A 15614-nucleotide genomic window follows, 5' to 3' on the forward strand; every position below is an offset into this window, starting at 1 on the left:
CGATTCGTGATGACGCTATGTGGAGAGCCGCCGCTGCGGTTCGAATTGCAGGAGCTCAGTTCCCAGAGACTCTGAAATCGCTTCAGTCCTCAGTAGAGGCGTTTTCCTGCACTGCCAAAGGGTTCTACTGGGAAGAAGCCTCCGCAGCAGTCCAAGAAGCTCAGCATGGACGATTTCGGAATGCACTATCCGCCGCCCAACAGATCGATGGGAAGGACGCCCGTACCTATGCCCTTTCGCTGATCGTGCAGATCTCTTCCGAGGCCAAGGATGACAAAGCCCTTGGTAAAGCCCTGGATGTATTAAGCAAAGACGATGAGCGAGCTTACATGGATGCCTTGCTTCTTCGGCTGCAGGTGTTACTCGCTCAGGGAGATCTGGAGCGATCCTCGGCTCTCCAGAACCACCTTCTTGCATTTTTCGCCAAAGACCCAGAGACAGGGGTTGAACCAGCTACAGAAATGGCAATCACCTATCTGTCGCAGGGGTTAAAACTCGATGCTCGGGATTTCCTGGTCAGGGCCGCTGATGGGATTCCAGGGGTGAGGTCTGCGGACAACCTGAAGCTGTTCAATCTTGTCGGCCAGGTCATCGATGGGTACCGCCCCATACCCGATGACTTCTACCAGTTCAGCTCTGATTCGGCACGTTTGCGGGCTTATCTGGTGGTGGCGCGGTACTACCGAAACACCGGGAATCGGGCGATGGTCACTTCTATGCTGGTCGACGCATCTCGCTTCACCCAAAAGGCAAGTTTCAAAGCCAATCGCACCGAGGTCGCAAGCCGGTTAGCTGACTTCCTCCGCGATTCGCACTAGACCTTTTTCCCCAGGAATTGTGCATAACTCGGCGGATAACTCTCTGTATTCCAGTCCGTAGCTGGCCTCTACACGTATGGGCGTTTTTCAGCCAGAAAGGACATGCTGTACTGGTTCTGGCACAGCCGCGCATCGCCGTAAATGGGAGCATCTTTCAGAAGGAGACTCCCATGAAGTTCACTGTCCAGGCTGCACCTTTAGCTGCCATTCTCAAACAGTGCGGTCGTGTCGCATCTAAGAAGGCCGGGGATATCAACGGCAATTTCCTGATCGATGTTCAGGATGGCCACCTCAATGTAACGGCGAACAATGGCCACCAGCAGATGAGCCTTCACCTGCAGGACCCAAGCCTGATCGTTCGTGAAGCTGGCTCTGTCTGCATCTCGGCATCCAAATTCGAACAAATCGTTTCGTCTCTTCCCGTAGATCGTGATGTGACTGTATCCGTGGGCGAGGAGAAAGCCACTGTCACCTGTGGACGCTCACGATTCAGCATCGCCACCCTACCTGCGTCTTCTTTCCCCAAGGCTTTGCATTCCGATGGCCAGGTCCAAACGGCACTGACTATCGAGTCGCATGCTTTGAGGGACGGCATCCGTGGTATCGCATTTTGCGTTGCCCGGAACGATGTGCGTCAGTACCTGAACGGGATGCTGTTCGAGGTCTCGGAAGGGAAGCTGACGCTCGTGGGCACCGACGGACACAGAATGGGCATGGTAGAACTCCAGATCGAGAAAAGCTCATCCATGAAGTTCATTCTGCCTGTTGCATGCCTTGAGGACGTTGCCAGTTTTGCCAGCCACGGCTACGTCACCATCACCCACTCTGGCAATCTGGTCAGTTTTACCGCAGTCAATGGGACCATGACCTCCCGCCTTGTCGACGGGGCCTTCCCTAACTACTGCGCTCTCATTGAGCGTGCAGAGACTGGTCAACTGATCAACTTGAACCGTGATGCGATTACGAGCGCTGTTGCTCGTGTCAGTCTCCTCTCGGATGGTAAGTCCCAGGCAGTCCGCCTCAAGTTTTGCCAACAAACGGTCGAGGTCGTCTCTGTGTCGAATGATGCCCTTTCAGAAGCCGAAGACCTGCTGCCGTGTGACTTCGATGCGGCCCCTTTCGATGTTGGGTTCAACAGTCGCTACGCACAGGAAGCTTTTAAAGCTGTATCCAGCACCGACCTGCAACTTTTTTATTCCGGCCCTGCTTCTGGCACGCTCATTAAGGCCAAAGACTGCCCCCATCAGAAATTCGTACTCATGCCGGTTCGCCTGTAAGGCGGACCTCTGAAGGGGCAAGAAATGAGCCACACCGACCGCTCTAACCTGACTGAAGGCACCAACACTAAGCTCGATTGCCGCATAGTCAACCAGGAGGCCCGAAAGGGCTTCCTGTTGCCTAACTCACTCCCGGCCCTGCCTTCTTTGGAAGGCCCCAAGGCTTTGCTTTCTCTGAGCCAGGAACAGTCCCTGGGCTACCGCATCATTCTTGGCCAACTCAGCCTGCTGAAAGCAATTTCGAGCGACACCAGCATTCTCCAAGGGCTGGTGACCGACATTTGGAACTCCATTGGCGAGAACGATAGCGTCGATAAGGCCGCCGCACTGATCTTCCAGGACGGAGCATGGGTTCGCGCGGGCTCAATTCCTGACAGTGAGTTTGCATCCATTCTTCGCAAGAAACTGAACACCATTCAGACCCTGATTGCGGAACTGAAAGCGTTCGCTCTTCCCGGCTTCGAGGACAATCTGTTCGTGGCAGCTGTCCGAGACGAAATCCAGAAGAAGGTTCTGGAGATCCTGCCCTACGACCTCATCCTCAACCGCGCGGCCGGAGAATTCCGAACCAAGTGCAAGGAGCTGTCCAGCCTCTGCAAAGGCCTGGTGAAGTACATCTCAGAGGAGGTTCGCCTTCCTCGTTCCAAGGTCGCAAGAATCATCAACGGGAAATGGACGTCACCCAAGCTGATGCCTGGTCTGATGCTCTCTGGGGGCTACGAGTTGAAACTATATCCTCAGAGAGAGTTGCGCCGGCTGCGCCAAGAGATCGTTGAAAAGCAGCGGGACATCCTTTCTGCGGCGTCGACTGCAGATATGCCGGCCGAGCAGCTGCTGGCCGCCTTGGAGGGATTCAACTCTGCCGAGCGGGTTGTTCACGAGACCGTAGGGTTCTTTGCCAATGCGAATATGCGCCTGGTTGACCAGATCGTCTCTGGGTATCGCTTTGCCACAGACCTCGAGCAAGTCCGTTCGGCAGCTCAACTGGGCCTCGTGAGAAGCATCTACCGGTACGCACCGGAGATGGGCTTCAAATTTTCGACACTGGGCATGACTTGGATTCGTCAAACGATCCTGCGTGACCTCACCCAACAGGAGCTGATCCGTTTGCCCGAAGGATCACATGGAGCCTTGAGCAAGCTTACAGCTGCTCTGAAGGAGCAACCGAATGCATCCAAAAAGCACCTGAGCAAGGTTTGTGGACTCTCGATGGATGACGTCGAGAATCTCCTCTACTTCGTGGGTGTAGGAAAGCCCATGTCTATTGACTCCACCTTCCAGGAGGGTGGCAGTTCAGAGGCGGAGGGGATGCACGATCTGCTCGCGGACTCGAACAACAGCTTTGTTGAGGAGGTGATGGAGGAGGATGCCGCCGGCTACATAACTGAGGTGCTCGGGGACGTTCTCAACCAGCGGGAACTGCAGGTAGTGGTTGCACGCTATGGTATTGGAGGAGCGGAAGCCCAGACTCTTGCGACCCTCTCCGAGATCATGGGTGTTTCGAAGGAGCGGGTACGTCAGATCGAATGTGAGGCGCTGAAAAAGCTGAGAGAAAGTGAGCACGCAGAATGCCTGCTGGAGATTTTGGAATGAGTAATTTGAGCCTGCCTCTGTACGGTGCTGAGATCGAGGCTTTTGGAGTTCTTGGCACCTTCATCGGCGCCGACTTGATGGATGATGGCGATCTCCACTTCACTCTGAAAATGCCGGAATCCAATGTGCGATTGGCCCACAGTTACGCGGTGGCCGAAGATCAGTTCTGCCTAGTCGTGGGAGCAAGTCTGATCCAGGTGTCGAAGAAGAACTGCGTATGGCGCAGCTCACCTGGCTTTGATGTGACTGATGATGAGGGATTCATTGCGTTTCGCGTCGATCGGCATGTACGTGCGGCGGTAACAGTAATGAAATTTCAACGAGCCATCTCTCGTCTCAATAGGATCTGAGCTCGATCGCGTTGCCTTACCGAAGCGGTATCCATCTCAAGGACGAGCTTGGCGTACTCGGCGACACCTTCGAAGTCACCGACAACCAGCAGCTGGTCTGCTAGCTGGAGGTTCATAGCTGCATCGTCACAATCCACCTCCGGCCTGGTGACGAGTACGGGCTCTTCCACATGTACTTCCGCTTTCGCCATCTCGATCACCCGTTCAGGCTCTGTAGGGGAAGCCTGAACCGGCGTAGCAGATACATGGGGAACCATGTTGATTTTCGGCTTTGCTGGAAGTGTTTCGTCCAGATGGTGGTTACTGCTATGCGCTTCTTCGCCAGCTGAAGCCTTCCCCGCGGCACTATTCAGTCGACCGATCCATAGGGCGGCTATGGCACCGAGAAGAAGCACTGATCCGATGACGCCCAAAATCTGAGATTCCACGTTTCTATCCTCATTTTCCTTGTCCTAATAGTGTCTCGAGGGTGCCTCTTTTTCGGTCACGCTGGTGGCACACCTGAACATCTCCAAAATGCGCATCATCAGCCACAGGAGTAGTTCTATGCGTGACAACGACGATGCGTTTCAGACAATCGAGGTACCGGTAAACCTCAACGGAACGGTGAAGGTGCGTGTGCCCAGTCACTGCCACCCAGAGGAAGTGGAAAAGCTGGCGCTGGAGCAGTTCAAAGCTCGACTCAACCAGCCAGTGACTTTTGGTGAGTCTGGCTACTGCTCCTATGAATTCCGCGGAGAGGCATGGAGCACTAGAGGCCAGGCCCGGGTAGGGAACCTTGAATTTGAGGTTCGCCATGACATGGCCTTGAACGTCTCTGGGGCCATGGTTGCTCTGGCACCTGCGGCAGGACAATTCGGGGCTGACAGGCTCCGAGCTCGACTCACAGCCTACGTATCCCGGGAAGCGGTCTACATCACGGGTCGTAAACCTGGTACCGACCTAGAGCATGTAATGGTGATGGTCGACATCCAGGACGGAGAACCGACGGTGAACGTGATGTCGCCAGACGGCGATGACCAGTTTGACGCTGACGGAAGCATGCCGATGGTCAGTGTGGGCTTCCCGGGTATGTGCTGGAACCTCAACTGAGGGGCACTCCCAACCCACTATTAGACCAAACCCTTGTTCTGTAGGTGAGTGAATTGGAAGTCTCCCGTCGACGCTTCGTGAAGATGTCGGCTGCAGCCAGCGCTGCAGCCGCCATTGGGTTTGGGGTGAAAACTCAGGAAGCAGCCGCGATGAGTGCCAGCATCGCCACTCTTCTTTTCATCGACCCCATCACCCTCGAGTACAAAATTTTCGGGCCATGCTGCCATTTCTGCCCAGACCATCTGATCGTCTCTCATTACCAGCCAGTAGCGTTGGTGGAAGTGATCAAAGGGGGTGGAGATACGGTACTCGGCCAACCCATTGGTGGCCCACTCAGTGTGGGCACGGACAACAACGATTACACATCGATGGCAGTCCGTATCTGGCAATTGCCGGACTGGGCGATCGACATCGCAATGGGCTATCAGTCGTGCAAGCTTTGTGGTGTTGATGCTGCTCGCACCACTAACTTTTCCCTGACCTCTAAATTCGACATGTGCGGTGCAGTGGCCAACCCTATCGTGTCAAAGGGCGTCAGTGCGTTCAATTCAGCCCTGCCGAACTGCTTCCCGAAGCTGCTCTACAGCACCGAGTTCGACCCGACTTGGAACACCGGATGTCGGGACATAGCAGCAGCAGAAGCCATTGCGGGAGTAATTTGCAATCCGCTCACTGGCTCATTCTCCATCCCTGGAATGGAGATCTGCATCGGACAATGGGGTGGTCTATATCCCCGGCAAATGGCTTCCCATAACGACAACGCGGCGATCGCTGCCGGAATTGCCGCATACCGAGCAATCCACCTCAGCGGCTTCACAATCGGCACCTTTCCCTTCAGCGCGGCCCTCTCTGTTGGGAAGCTGCAGCAAACTCAACCCTGGCCAACCGTCGGTTTCAAGGCCGGTAGCGCTCTCCTGGACACAGCCATGAGGCTATACCCCGTCTCCCTTGAGGAGCTGTATGCCTTCGTTTGGTGGACTCCTGTGGTCTGCTGCAAGGAGTACGAAGAGATCATGGGGGTTTGCTCCCCAACAATCTGCGGTTGAGGCGCTTCTGCCACATCCAGATATCCATAGATTGGTCTCAAGTGCCACATGAGGACCAATCTATGGACAGCTTCCAAATCACCACCTCTCCCCTTCTTCGCCAGTTCGCAACACGCCTCGACCCACGGACCATCCAGGTAACGACCAAGCTGGGCGTGGCAACGATTATTCGTGCTGATTTCGATCCAGTGTCCTTCCCAGCAGATGAAGATCTGCAGGAGGACTTTTTGCGCGATCTGATCAACCGGGCAAACCCTGGAGCTCTTGAGCTGCTCAATCAATCACTCGGCAAATGCCTTGGTGATCAAGCCAAAGCAATTCGACAAGTCTTGGGTTCTGGCACATCTGAAACCGGCCGAAATTGATCTCACGCATCCCGCGTCCACAGAACGGAGAAATTCCATGAATGAGCAACGGAACAAGGCCCTTCAGGCGGCACTGGGCCAGATCGAAAAACAATTCGGCAAGGGCGCTGTAATGCGCATGGGCGACCACGAGCGCCAGACCATTCCGGCAATCCCAACCGGCTCCATGGGGTTGGATATCGCCTTGGGCATCGGGGGCCTGCCGAAAGGTCGGATCGTAGAAATCTACGGCCCAGAATCCTCGGGCAAGACCACCCTGACCCTGTCGGTCATCGCCGAAGCCCAGCGGCAGGGCGCCACCTGCGCCTTCGTCGACGCCGAGCACGCGCTGGACCCGGATTACGCCGGCAAGCTGGGCGTCAACGTTGACGACCTGCTGGTCTCGCAGCCGGACACTGGCGAGCAGGCGCTGGAAATCACCGACATGCTGGTGCGCTCCAACGCGGTGGACGTGATCATCGTCGACTCCGTGGCGGCGCTGGTGCCCAAGGCCGAGATCGAAGGCGAGATGGGCGATGCCCACGTCGGCCTGCAGGATGCAGTATTAGCCACTGCGGCATAGTTTAGGTTCACTTAGGAGGTATCCCTTTCTCATTAGGGAAACGCCCTAAGCTAATCAGTAAGACCCGATTAATTATTAATTTAAATGGTCATCAAGAATGGATCAGGCAAAAAGCAAAGCGTTAGAAGCGGCTCTTTCTCAAATTGAGAAGCAGTTTGGTAAGGGTTCCATCATGCGGCTGGGCTCCGACCGCACTATGGATATAGATGTTATATCGACTGGCTCACTCGGCTTGGACATCGCCTTGGGGGTGGGTGGGTTGCCGCGCGGCCGTATCGTTGAAATCTATGGGCCGGAGTCTTCTGGTAAAACCACGCTTACGCTGTCGGTGATTGCTGAAGCGCAGCGTCAAGGTTTGACTTGTGCATTTGTCGATGCTGAGCACGCGCTTGATCCGATCTACGCAGCCAAGCTCGGCGTTAATATTGACGAACTCCTGTGCTCACAGCCTGACACTGGTGAGCAGGCACTTGAAATCGTAGACATCTTGACGCGTTCTGGGGCAGTCAATCTTATTGTCGTTGACTCTGTTGCTGCTCTTGTTCCGAAGGCTGAGATTGAAGGCGAAATCGGGGATTCCCATGTAGGTCTTGCCGCCCGAATGATGTCGCAGGCGATGAGGAAGATCACTGGTAACCTGAAGAACTCCAATACTATGTGTATCTTCATTAACCAGATTCGTATGAAGATCGGTGTAATGTTTGGCAACCCGGAAACCACCACCGGCGGTAACGCCCTGAAGTTCTACGCCTCGGTGCGCCTGGACATCCGTCGTACCGGCGCGGTCAAGGAAGGCGAGGAAGTGGTGGGCAGCGAAACCCGTGTGAAAGTGGTCAAGAACAAAGTTGCTGCTCCATTCAGGCAAGCAGAGTTCCAGATCGTTTACGGTCAGGGTATTAGCAAGGCGGGTGAGATCGTTGACCTCGCTGTTGCTAACAACTTTGTTGAAAAGTCAGGCGCTTGGTACTCCTTCGAAGGTAACAAGATCGGCCAAGGTAAGGCCAATACCATGAAATGGCTGTTGGAAAACAAACCTACTATGGACAAGCTGGAAGGTATGATTCGCGAAAAGTTGATGTCTAAGCCTCAGGCTGAAACCTCTGCACGTCTCGCAACCCAAGAAGAACTGGCTGACGACTATTGATATCTCGTGGCGGTCTAAGGTCGATGCTGACAATCGATAGTTAAGTTTCTACCCCATATAAAGCCTAGGGATGGTCTGAAGTAGAGCATGCCCTCAACCGTCATCCGTAGATCTGGCTTGTGGTAAACGCTTGTTGAAGCAGAATTTTTTCCATCTTCGACCAAAGCTCGTCACTGAGCATCGATCGGGGCATTGCAAACCCGCAGGGTTACTGGTGTAGGAACCTCGATTCTGCGGGTTTGCTCTTCTTCCTCAATGCCCCCGCCGCAAAACGTCAACAGCCCCTAGGAGCCTGTCGGACTTTCTGACTCTTCCTTGCGTTGAAAGTATTCGTGACAATCGGGGCCCTGCCACTGAGAGTCCTTGCCGATGAGCCGTTTCGTCCCCGCTGACCGAGACACTGCGTACCTGCTGTCGCCCTCGGTGGACGAATGGCTGCCGGCTGATCACCTGGCACGGTTCGTGGTCGAGGTCATCGAGCAACTCGATCTGAGCGAGCTGACCGGCCAGTACGCCGGCCGGGGTTCGGCCGTGCTCCTGGGGCTGCTGATCTACGGCTACGCCAACGGCATGCACTCCAGCCGCAAGATCGAACGCGCGACCTATGACTCGGTGGCGTTTCGCTATGTGGCGGCCAACACGCATCCTGATCACGACACCCTGGCCACGTTCCGCCGGCGCTTCCTGAAAGAGGTCGAGTCGCTGTTCGTCCAGGTGCTGATGCTGGCGCGCGAGATGAAGCTGCTCAAGCTGGGTCATATTGCGCTCGACGGCACAAAGATCCAGGCCAACGCCAGTAAGCACAAAGCCTTGTCCTGGGCGCACGCCAACAAGATCGAGGCGCAGTTACGCCAGGAAGTCCAGCAGTTGCTGGCGCTGACCGAGAGCAGCGACCGTAGCGCCATCCCCGATGGCATGGAGGTGCCGGCGGAGAACATCAAGCGCTTGCATGTGCTGCGCGCGATGTGACACGGCCAAAAAGTACGCCCCGGCGGTTGCCCAAGCAGTCGCTCGGGTGTGCTGACACACCGTCCCAGGGCCGTGCCAACCAACTCGGATGCCTGAACGGAACAGCCTCGCACCCAAAAACTCCCTGATCCCGCCCTGGCGGTCCTTGCCGAGTTAAGTCCTACAGGCTCCTAGGTTCAGTTGCATCATGGCTCTCCTGTTCCGTCTGGCGCAGCAACCCGTTTGATCCGGCATGGACGTTTTACCTTGAGCGCCGAAGAGCGCGTCGTCTGGTAGCCCGGTCGTATTCAGGCTGTTGGAAGGCTCGAGCCGTATGAGGGGAGACTCTCAAGTACGGTTCTCAGGGGAGGCAGGAGTGGTAACACCCCTGCTTTACCCGACTGAAGGTCCACATCGGTGCCGATGCCGAGTCCGTCTTGGTGCATAGCGTGGTGGGTACGGCGGCCAACATGGCCGATGTCACCCACGTCGACCAACTGCTGCACGGCGAGGAGAACGTGGTCTGTGCCGACGCCGGTTATACCGGAGTGGAGTAGCGGCCCGAGCATGATGGACGTGCGGTCATCTGGCAGATCGCGGCGCGGCGTAGCACCTACAAGAAGCTGAGCAAGCGCAGCGCCCTGTACAAGGCCAGGCGCAAGATCGAGAAGGCCAAGGCTCAGGTGCGTGCCAAGGTTGAGCACCCGTTCCGCGTGATCAAGCGGCAGTTTGGCTACACCAAGATGCGTTTCCGGGGGCTGGTGAAGAACACCGCACAACTGGTGACGCTGATCGCCCTGTCCAACCTGTGGATGGCCCGCCGACATTTGCTGACGAATGCAGGAGAGGTGCGGCTGTAATGCAGGAAATGGCTGCCGCGAGCTACTCGCGACGGCTGAAAGCACCGAAATGAGCGAGCTATCTGGTCGATTTTGACCCGGTGCCCGTCTTCAAAATCGGCGAAGGCCGAAGTCGGCCAGAAATAGCGGCCTACTTCAGACCTTCCCTAGTAAATATTTTGCACCACCGATCATGCCGACTACACTTAAGTGTAGTTTTAATATTTAACACCGTAACCTATGGTGAAAATTTCCAGTCAGCTGGCGCGAGAATAGCATAATGAAAATAATAATAAATAATGATTTCCCGGTCGCTAAGGTCGGAGCGGATCAAATTACGACTCTAGTAAGTGCCAAAGTTCATAGTTGCATATATCGGCCAAGATTGAGTATCGCGGATGGAGCCGCTCCCAGAGTATGCCTTTACAGAGCCCCACCTGGATATGGGAAAACCGTTGCTCTTGCGTTCGAGTGGCTACGCCACAGAACAGCCGGACGTCCTGCAGTGTGGCTTTCTTTAAGAGCCAGTTCTTACAGTGAATTTGATATCTGCGCAGAGATTATTGAGCAGCTTGAAACTTTCGAAATGGTAAAATTCAGCCGTGTGAGAGAGGGTGTGAGCAAGCCTGCGCTCTTGCGAGACCTTGCATCTAGTCTTTGGCAGAGCACCTCGAATAACGAGATAGAAACGCTAGTTTGTTTGGATAATATTAATCATGACTTAGACTTGCCGTTGTTGCACGCACTTATGGAGTTTATGTTAAATACACCAAAAAATATCAGGTTTGCAGTTGCAGGCAATACAATAAAAGGGTTCTCGCAGCTTAAACTTGCAGGCGCTATGCGGGAGTACACCGAGAAAGACTTGGCCTTTAGCGCAGAAGAGGCGGTGGCGTTAGCGGAGGCAGAGTCTGTTCTTGGAGTTCCTGAAGAACAGATAGAGACCTTGGTGCAAGAAGTTGAGGGGTGGCCTGCTCTTGTAGTTTTTTTGTTAAAGCGTGAGTTGCCGGCCAAGCATATTTCAGCAGTAGTTGAAGTAGACAATTACTTTAGGGATGAAATATTTGAGGCGATTCCCGAGCGCTATCGTGTTTTTCTTGCAAATTCTTCATTGCTCGATTTCGTGACGCCTGATCAATACAATTATGTATTCAAATGCGTCAATGGGGTCTCATGTATTAAGTATTTAAGCACTAATTACATGTTGCTTCGCCATGTGAGCGGTGAGCCAGCGCAGTTTACACTGCATCCAGTACTGCGTAATTTTCTACGAGAAATTACTTGGACTGAAAATCCTGCTAAAAGATCCTACCTGCTTAAGCGTGCAGCTTTCTGGCATTGGCGTAGAGGTGAATACCAGTATGCAATACGAATATCCCTACGGGCGAATGACTGTCGCTGGGCAGTCAGCATGTCTGAGAGAATAATTTTAGATTTGTCATTTCGTCAGGGCGAAATAGATGCGCTGAGACAGTGGCTGTTAGAGCTGCCGAAGCAGGCCTGGCACAAAAAACCCATAGTGCTTATTAGTTACGCGTGGGTATTGTATTTCAGTCAGCAAGGCGCGCGAGCAGAGAAGTTAATTAAAGACCTATCTTCACAATCCGATAAAAAAAATAAATGGCAAGAAAAGGAATGGCTGCAGCTTGTGCTTGCAATAGGTAAAGCAACGAAAGATGAAATGCTTTCGAGTGAGGAGCTCTGTAATAAGTGGATTAGTTTATTTGGGGATTCAAACGCAGTTGGAAAAGGGGCCGCGCTAACCTGTTTGGCTTTTATTTTTGCCAGTGAGTATAGATTTGCAGAGTTGGAGAAGGTGCTGGCTCAGGCCCAAGCCGTGAATAAATTTGCAAAACAAAATTTTGCTTTTGGTTGGCTGTATGTCGCGAGGTTTCAACAAGCCCTAGCAAGCGGAAAAATGGGCTGGGCGAGGCAGATTATAACTCAAGCACGCACAGACAGTCGCGCGCAGATGATGGAATCCGAGTTTACTTCGAAAATGTTTGACGCTCTAGAGCTTGAGTTACATTATGAATTGCGCTGCTTGGACACCTCAGAAGAAAAGCTCTCCAAAATTTTAGAGTTCATTTCCAATCACGGGGTGACAGACGTGTTTTTTTCCGTATGCCGTGCTGTGTCAGCTTGGCGGCTTGGAAGGAGTGACCTAAATGGCTCCATTGAGATATTGGAGTGGGCGAAGGCGCATGCGGTTGAAAAAAATCTACCAAGATTGGAAGTTATGAGCCAAATTGAGATCTATCAGCGCTTAGTCTGTCAAGGCATAACGGGCATAAATAATTTAAAAACTCTTGAAGATCATAAGATTTTCTCCGGACAGCACTCAGCCCCCCTAAAAGCACGCCTGCTGCTTGTTCAATCACTAGTGCTTTCCCGAGATCGGAACTTTCATAGTGCCGCGCACAGAGCGTTATTGGCTATTCAGCAAGCCCGTAAAATTAACGCGGGCCAGCTGGAAGTCCGTGGATTATTGTGTTTGGCCGGAGCGCAGGCAGGTGCCGGTGATTTAAAAAAGGCTCAGCTTAACATTGTTTATGCAGTGGAGATAGCAAAACAGCTTCAATGCTTTCAAACAGTTCTTGATGAAGTATGTTTAATTGAGCGAATAATACCGGCTTCATGTGAAGCCTTCACAGCAGTTAATTTAGATCAAGCGATTGGGGCTTTTAGTCTTCCGCGAATAGTTGAGATTGGAAAGTCCGCAGAGAATAAAGCTGACGCTTTATTGACACGGAAGCAGATTGCTGTCTTGAGGCTTGTAAAAGAGGGGTGCTCAAACAAACAAATAGCAACAAATATGCATGTCACCGAAGATGCTATAAAGTGGCATATGAGGAAAATATTTGCCACCTTGAATGTAGTGAATCGCACGCAAGCAACAATTGAAGCTGAGCGTCAAGGAATTATCTAAAATAATCGGCATTAAGTGATATAGTGAAAAGTATACCGGAGAGAGAATTATGGCAATCGTTGTTGTTGGCGCTGGTACAGCTGGAGTAAATGCTGCGTTCTGGCTTCGTCAATATGGTTATAAAGGGGAAATTAGGATTTTTAGCAGGGAGTCTGTGGCGCCTTATCAGCGGCCTCCTCTATCCAAGGCTTTTCTGACAAGTGAGATTGCAGAATCCGCAGTGCCATTAAAGCCAGAAGGTTTTTATACGAATAACAATATTACCATTTCGTTAAATACACCGATTGTATCAATCGACGTGGGGCGTAAGATAGTTTCTTCTAAAGATGGAAAAGAATACGCGTATGAAAAATTGATTCTTGCAACAGGTGCTAGCGCACGTAGGTTAACCTGCGAGGGGTCTGAACTGTCTGGGGTCTGCTATTTACGCAGTATGGAAGACGCCAAAAATTTACGTAGGAAACTTGTGGAGAGTGCGTCTGTTGTTGTGTTGGGCGGCGGAGTAATCGGGCTTGAAGTCGCCTCAGCTGCGGTGGGCTTAGGGAAGAGGGTCACAGTGATAGAAGCCGCCCCGCGTGTAATGGCGCGCGTGGTTACGCCGGCAGCAGCAAACTTAGTCAGAGCCCGCCTGGAGGCTGAAGGAATTGAGTTCAAGCTGAATGCGAAATTAACGTCTATAAAGGGCAGGAATGGCCATGTTGAACAATGCGTACTTGAAAGTGGAGAAGAAATTCAGGCGGATCTGATTGTAGTTGGAATCGGTGCTATCCCAGAGCTAGAGCTGGCAACTGAGGCGGCCCTTGAAGTGAGTAATGGTGTTGTGGTCGATGATCAGATGTGTACATCGGATACAAGTATATATGCAATCGGCGACTGCGCAATGGCTAGAAATCCTTTTTGGGGAACGATGGTACGTTTAGAGACAATTCATAATGCGGTTACACACGCTCAAATTGTCGCAAGTAGCATCTGTGGCACATCAACACCAGCACCAACCCCACCACGGTTCTGGTCTGATCTTAAAGGGATGGCGCTGCAAGGACTTGGTGCTCTAAAGGACTACGATAAACTCGTTGTTGCAATTAATAACGAAACTCTTGAACTAGAAGTCCTTGCGTACAAGCAGGAGCGACTGATTGCAACTGAGACAATAAATTTGCCTAAACGTCAAGGTGCGCTTGCAGGGAGTATAAAATTACCTGATTAGCAATGATGCTCAGCCACTCGAACCAACGGTCGCGATAGGGACGGCAGTTACCTGCCGCCCCCCGCACTCCGTACGTGCGGAACTACCGCGTAAAATGTGGCCCAGGCTGTTATGTGGCGCTTGGGCGGGGAAGTATTGCCATATTTGGTGATGACCGTTTTCTACGCCACATAAATCGGTGGTGGCTATGGTGGGATTTCCCTTGCTGAAATGGGAGATCCGATCATGTTCGAGCTCTTATTCAAATACACTGCTGTGTTGGCGGTAAGCGTTCCATAAGCTCCACCTTCAACTGAGCTATCCGTTTCTGGACGCTGGGCGCCCTGTTTTCCCCAGTGGGGCCCCGCCATGATGCGTCCCGACACCAAGGTGCAGAAGGTCTGCCTGTATCCAAAGCCCGTCGACTTCCGCAAATCCATCAACGGCCTGCCGTTGCTGTTCGTGTTCCTCAATCGCACCCGTAGCCAGGACAAGATCCTCTACTGGGAGCGAAAAGGTTTCTGCCTCTGGCTCAAGCGCTTGGAAGCCGAGCGCTTCAAGACCAAGCACAATGCCGGCGATACGCGCGCCGATCTGGACCTGAAGCGCCAGGTGCACGCCCAGGTTTTTCCGGAAGCCTTGTCACCGCTGGCCGCAGGCGGTACCCGGGCTGGTGTCGATGTGGTCGAATGGCTGCGGCGGTTGTGACGAAGTTATGTGGAGTTGCCGAGACTGAAGCTGGCGTCACATCAGAGGTCGAACTGCATTTACTCCACATAACTGGCCGCTACACATAAATCGAGTAATGTTGAGCTCAACATTACTCGATGACTGGGGCCTGGCCCCGTTCAACGCCGAACAACGGCGCGACATGCTTGAACTGTTGGACGACCGCTACGGCCAGCGCTCAACCATCGTGACCAGCCAGATGCCGGTGGACAGTTGGCACGAATTGATCGGCGATCCGACCTTGGCCGATGCCATCCTCGACCGCCTGGTTCACAACGCTTACCGGATCAATCTCAAGGGCGAATCAATGCGCAAGCGGGCGAAGAAATTGATGACGCTGGGCACCTCAGACTAACAATGCCAACTCTGCGTCGCTGCGCTCCGACTGCCTGTCCGAATGATCGTGGAACAGGTGTCCGGATCAGCGTGGGCTGAATGTCCGAATGGCGTGGAATCCACAGGAGAGGTGCGCCTGTAATGGGGGAAATGGGCGCTGCGAGGTTATCGCGGCGGTTAAAAACTCTCTGTTTCACATAAACTAACTTTCCGGACAGCCAACTAGTCACCCCCCAAAACGAGCGCGGACAGAGCCAGAATTAATACAACTTAAATACCTTTGCTGCTCTTCCCAAATCACCAGCCAACTTAACTAAATACTGATTATTGGTATCACCTAAAACTATACTAAGTATACTAGATTAGGGGTGTAACCTAGCTCCACCCTCCCCTTAGAAAT

The 15614-nt window shown here is 53.0% G+C and carries 13 protein-coding genes and 4 pseudogenes; 15 read left to right on the forward strand and 2 right to left on the reverse strand.

All coding sequences use genetic code 11. The features are described from left to right. Positions 1 to 17: 17 nt before the first annotated feature. The 4 genes from ACGLHT_RS15960 (at position 18) to ACGLHT_RS15975 (ending at position 4038) form a co-directional block, all read left to right on the forward strand. Positions 18 to 818 (forward strand): hypothetical protein, encoded by an 801-nt coding sequence (locus ACGLHT_RS15960; RefSeq protein ID WP_042854759.1) that lies wholly within the window; start codon positions 18 to 20, stop codon positions 816 to 818. 170 nt (positions 819 to 988) lie between these two features. Next, a complete protein-coding gene (gene dnaN / locus ACGLHT_RS15965; protein WP_019484878.1) occupies positions 989 to 2095 on the forward strand; it encodes a DNA polymerase III subunit beta in 1107 nt (368 codons plus the stop codon). Between the two features lie 24 nt (positions 2096 to 2119). Further along, entirely contained in the window at positions 2120 to 3688 is a 1569-nt protein-coding gene (locus ACGLHT_RS15970; protein ID WP_020191947.1) for a sigma factor-like helix-turn-helix DNA-binding protein, read from the forward strand. Continuing rightward, positions 3685 to 4038 carry a hypothetical protein gene (locus tag ACGLHT_RS15975; RefSeq protein ID WP_019484880.1) on the forward strand — a complete coding sequence of 118 codons (354 nt, stop codon included), beginning with the start codon at positions 3685 to 3687 and terminating at the stop codon, positions 4036 to 4038. The genes ACGLHT_RS15970 and ACGLHT_RS15975 overlap by 4 nt, the downstream gene beginning before the upstream one ends. On the opposite strand, the gene ACGLHT_RS15980 is transcribed toward ACGLHT_RS15975, so the two are convergent. Beyond that, the gene (locus tag ACGLHT_RS15980; RefSeq protein ID WP_020191948.1) at positions 4005 to 4466 is read right to left on the reverse strand and encodes a hypothetical protein; all 462 of its coding nucleotides are present in this window, start codon (positions 4464 to 4466) and stop codon (positions 4005 to 4007) included. The two genes, ACGLHT_RS15975 and ACGLHT_RS15980, sit on opposite strands and share 34 nt — an antisense overlap. A gap of 118 nt (positions 4467 to 4584) precedes the next feature. On the opposite strand from ACGLHT_RS15980, the gene ACGLHT_RS15985 reads away from it, so the two are divergent. The 5 genes from ACGLHT_RS15985 (at position 4585) to recA (ending at position 8247) form a co-directional block, all read left to right on the forward strand. Further along, positions 4585 to 5130 (forward strand): hypothetical protein, encoded by a 546-nt coding sequence (locus ACGLHT_RS15985; protein ID WP_010794215.1) that lies wholly within the window; start codon positions 4585 to 4587, stop codon positions 5128 to 5130. 53 nt (positions 5131 to 5183) lie between these two features. Then, positions 5184 to 6176, forward strand: coding sequence for a twin-arginine translocation signal domain-containing protein (locus ACGLHT_RS15990; RefSeq protein ID WP_021018433.1), 993 nt, complete (start codon positions 5184 to 5186; stop codon positions 6174 to 6176). 62 nt (positions 6177 to 6238) lie between these two features. Next, on the forward strand, positions 6239 to 6541 hold the full coding sequence (locus tag ACGLHT_RS15995; protein ID WP_021018432.1) for a hypothetical protein: 303 nt from the start codon (positions 6239 to 6241) through the stop codon (positions 6539 to 6541). Between the two features lie 37 nt (positions 6542 to 6578). Next, positions 6579 to 7103, forward strand: a complete 525-nt coding sequence (locus tag ACGLHT_RS16000) for an ATPase domain-containing protein (protein WP_019437343.1) — start codon at positions 6579 to 6581, stop codon at positions 7101 to 7103. A gap of 97 nt (positions 7104 to 7200) precedes the next feature. Beyond that, a complete protein-coding gene (gene recA, locus ACGLHT_RS16005) occupies positions 7201 to 8247 on the forward strand; it encodes a recombinase RecA (protein ID WP_019395734.1) in 1047 nt (348 codons plus the stop codon). A gap of 53 nt (positions 8248 to 8300) precedes the next feature. Here recA and ACGLHT_RS16010 read toward each other — a convergent pair. Beyond that, a pseudogene (locus ACGLHT_RS16010) lies at positions 8301 to 8440 on the reverse strand (IS5/IS1182 family transposase); the annotation flags it as partial. 176 nt (positions 8441 to 8616) lie between these two features. Between ACGLHT_RS16010 and ACGLHT_RS16015 the strand changes: the two are divergent. The 6 genes and pseudogenes from ACGLHT_RS16015 to ACGLHT_RS16040 all read left to right on the forward strand — a co-directional run. Next, positions 8617 to 9213, forward strand: a pseudogene (locus ACGLHT_RS16015) (IS1182 family transposase); the annotation flags it as partial. A gap of 383 nt (positions 9214 to 9596) precedes the next feature. Then, positions 9597 to 10055: pseudogene (locus ACGLHT_RS16020) on the forward strand (transposase); the annotation flags it as partial. 484 nt (positions 10056 to 10539) lie between these two features. Continuing rightward, positions 10540 to 12963, forward strand: a complete 2424-nt coding sequence (locus tag ACGLHT_RS16025) for a LuxR C-terminal-related transcriptional regulator (RefSeq protein WP_274120406.1) — start codon at positions 10540 to 10542, stop codon at positions 12961 to 12963. Positions 12964 to 13012: 49 nt separating this feature from the next. Beyond that, positions 13013 to 14170 (forward strand): NAD(P)/FAD-dependent oxidoreductase, encoded by a 1158-nt coding sequence (locus tag ACGLHT_RS16030; protein WP_033864462.1) that lies wholly within the window; start codon positions 13013 to 13015, stop codon positions 14168 to 14170. Between the two features lie 348 nt (positions 14171 to 14518). Then, complete coding sequence (tnpB, locus tag ACGLHT_RS16035) at positions 14519 to 14857, forward strand: IS66 family insertion sequence element accessory protein TnpB (RefSeq protein ID WP_011920682.1); 339 nt, start codon at positions 14519 to 14521, stop codon at positions 14855 to 14857. 112 nt (positions 14858 to 14969) lie between these two features. After that, positions 14970 to 15233: pseudogene (locus ACGLHT_RS16040) on the forward strand (ATP-binding protein); the annotation flags it as partial. Between the last annotated feature and the right edge of the window lie 381 nt (positions 15234 to 15614).

The sequence above is a fragment of the Pseudomonas sp. PsB genome (genome assembly GCF_043658375.1).
GTDB classification, from domain to species: Bacteria; Pseudomonadota; Gammaproteobacteria; order Pseudomonadales; family Pseudomonadaceae; genus Aquipseudomonas; species Aquipseudomonas putida_Z.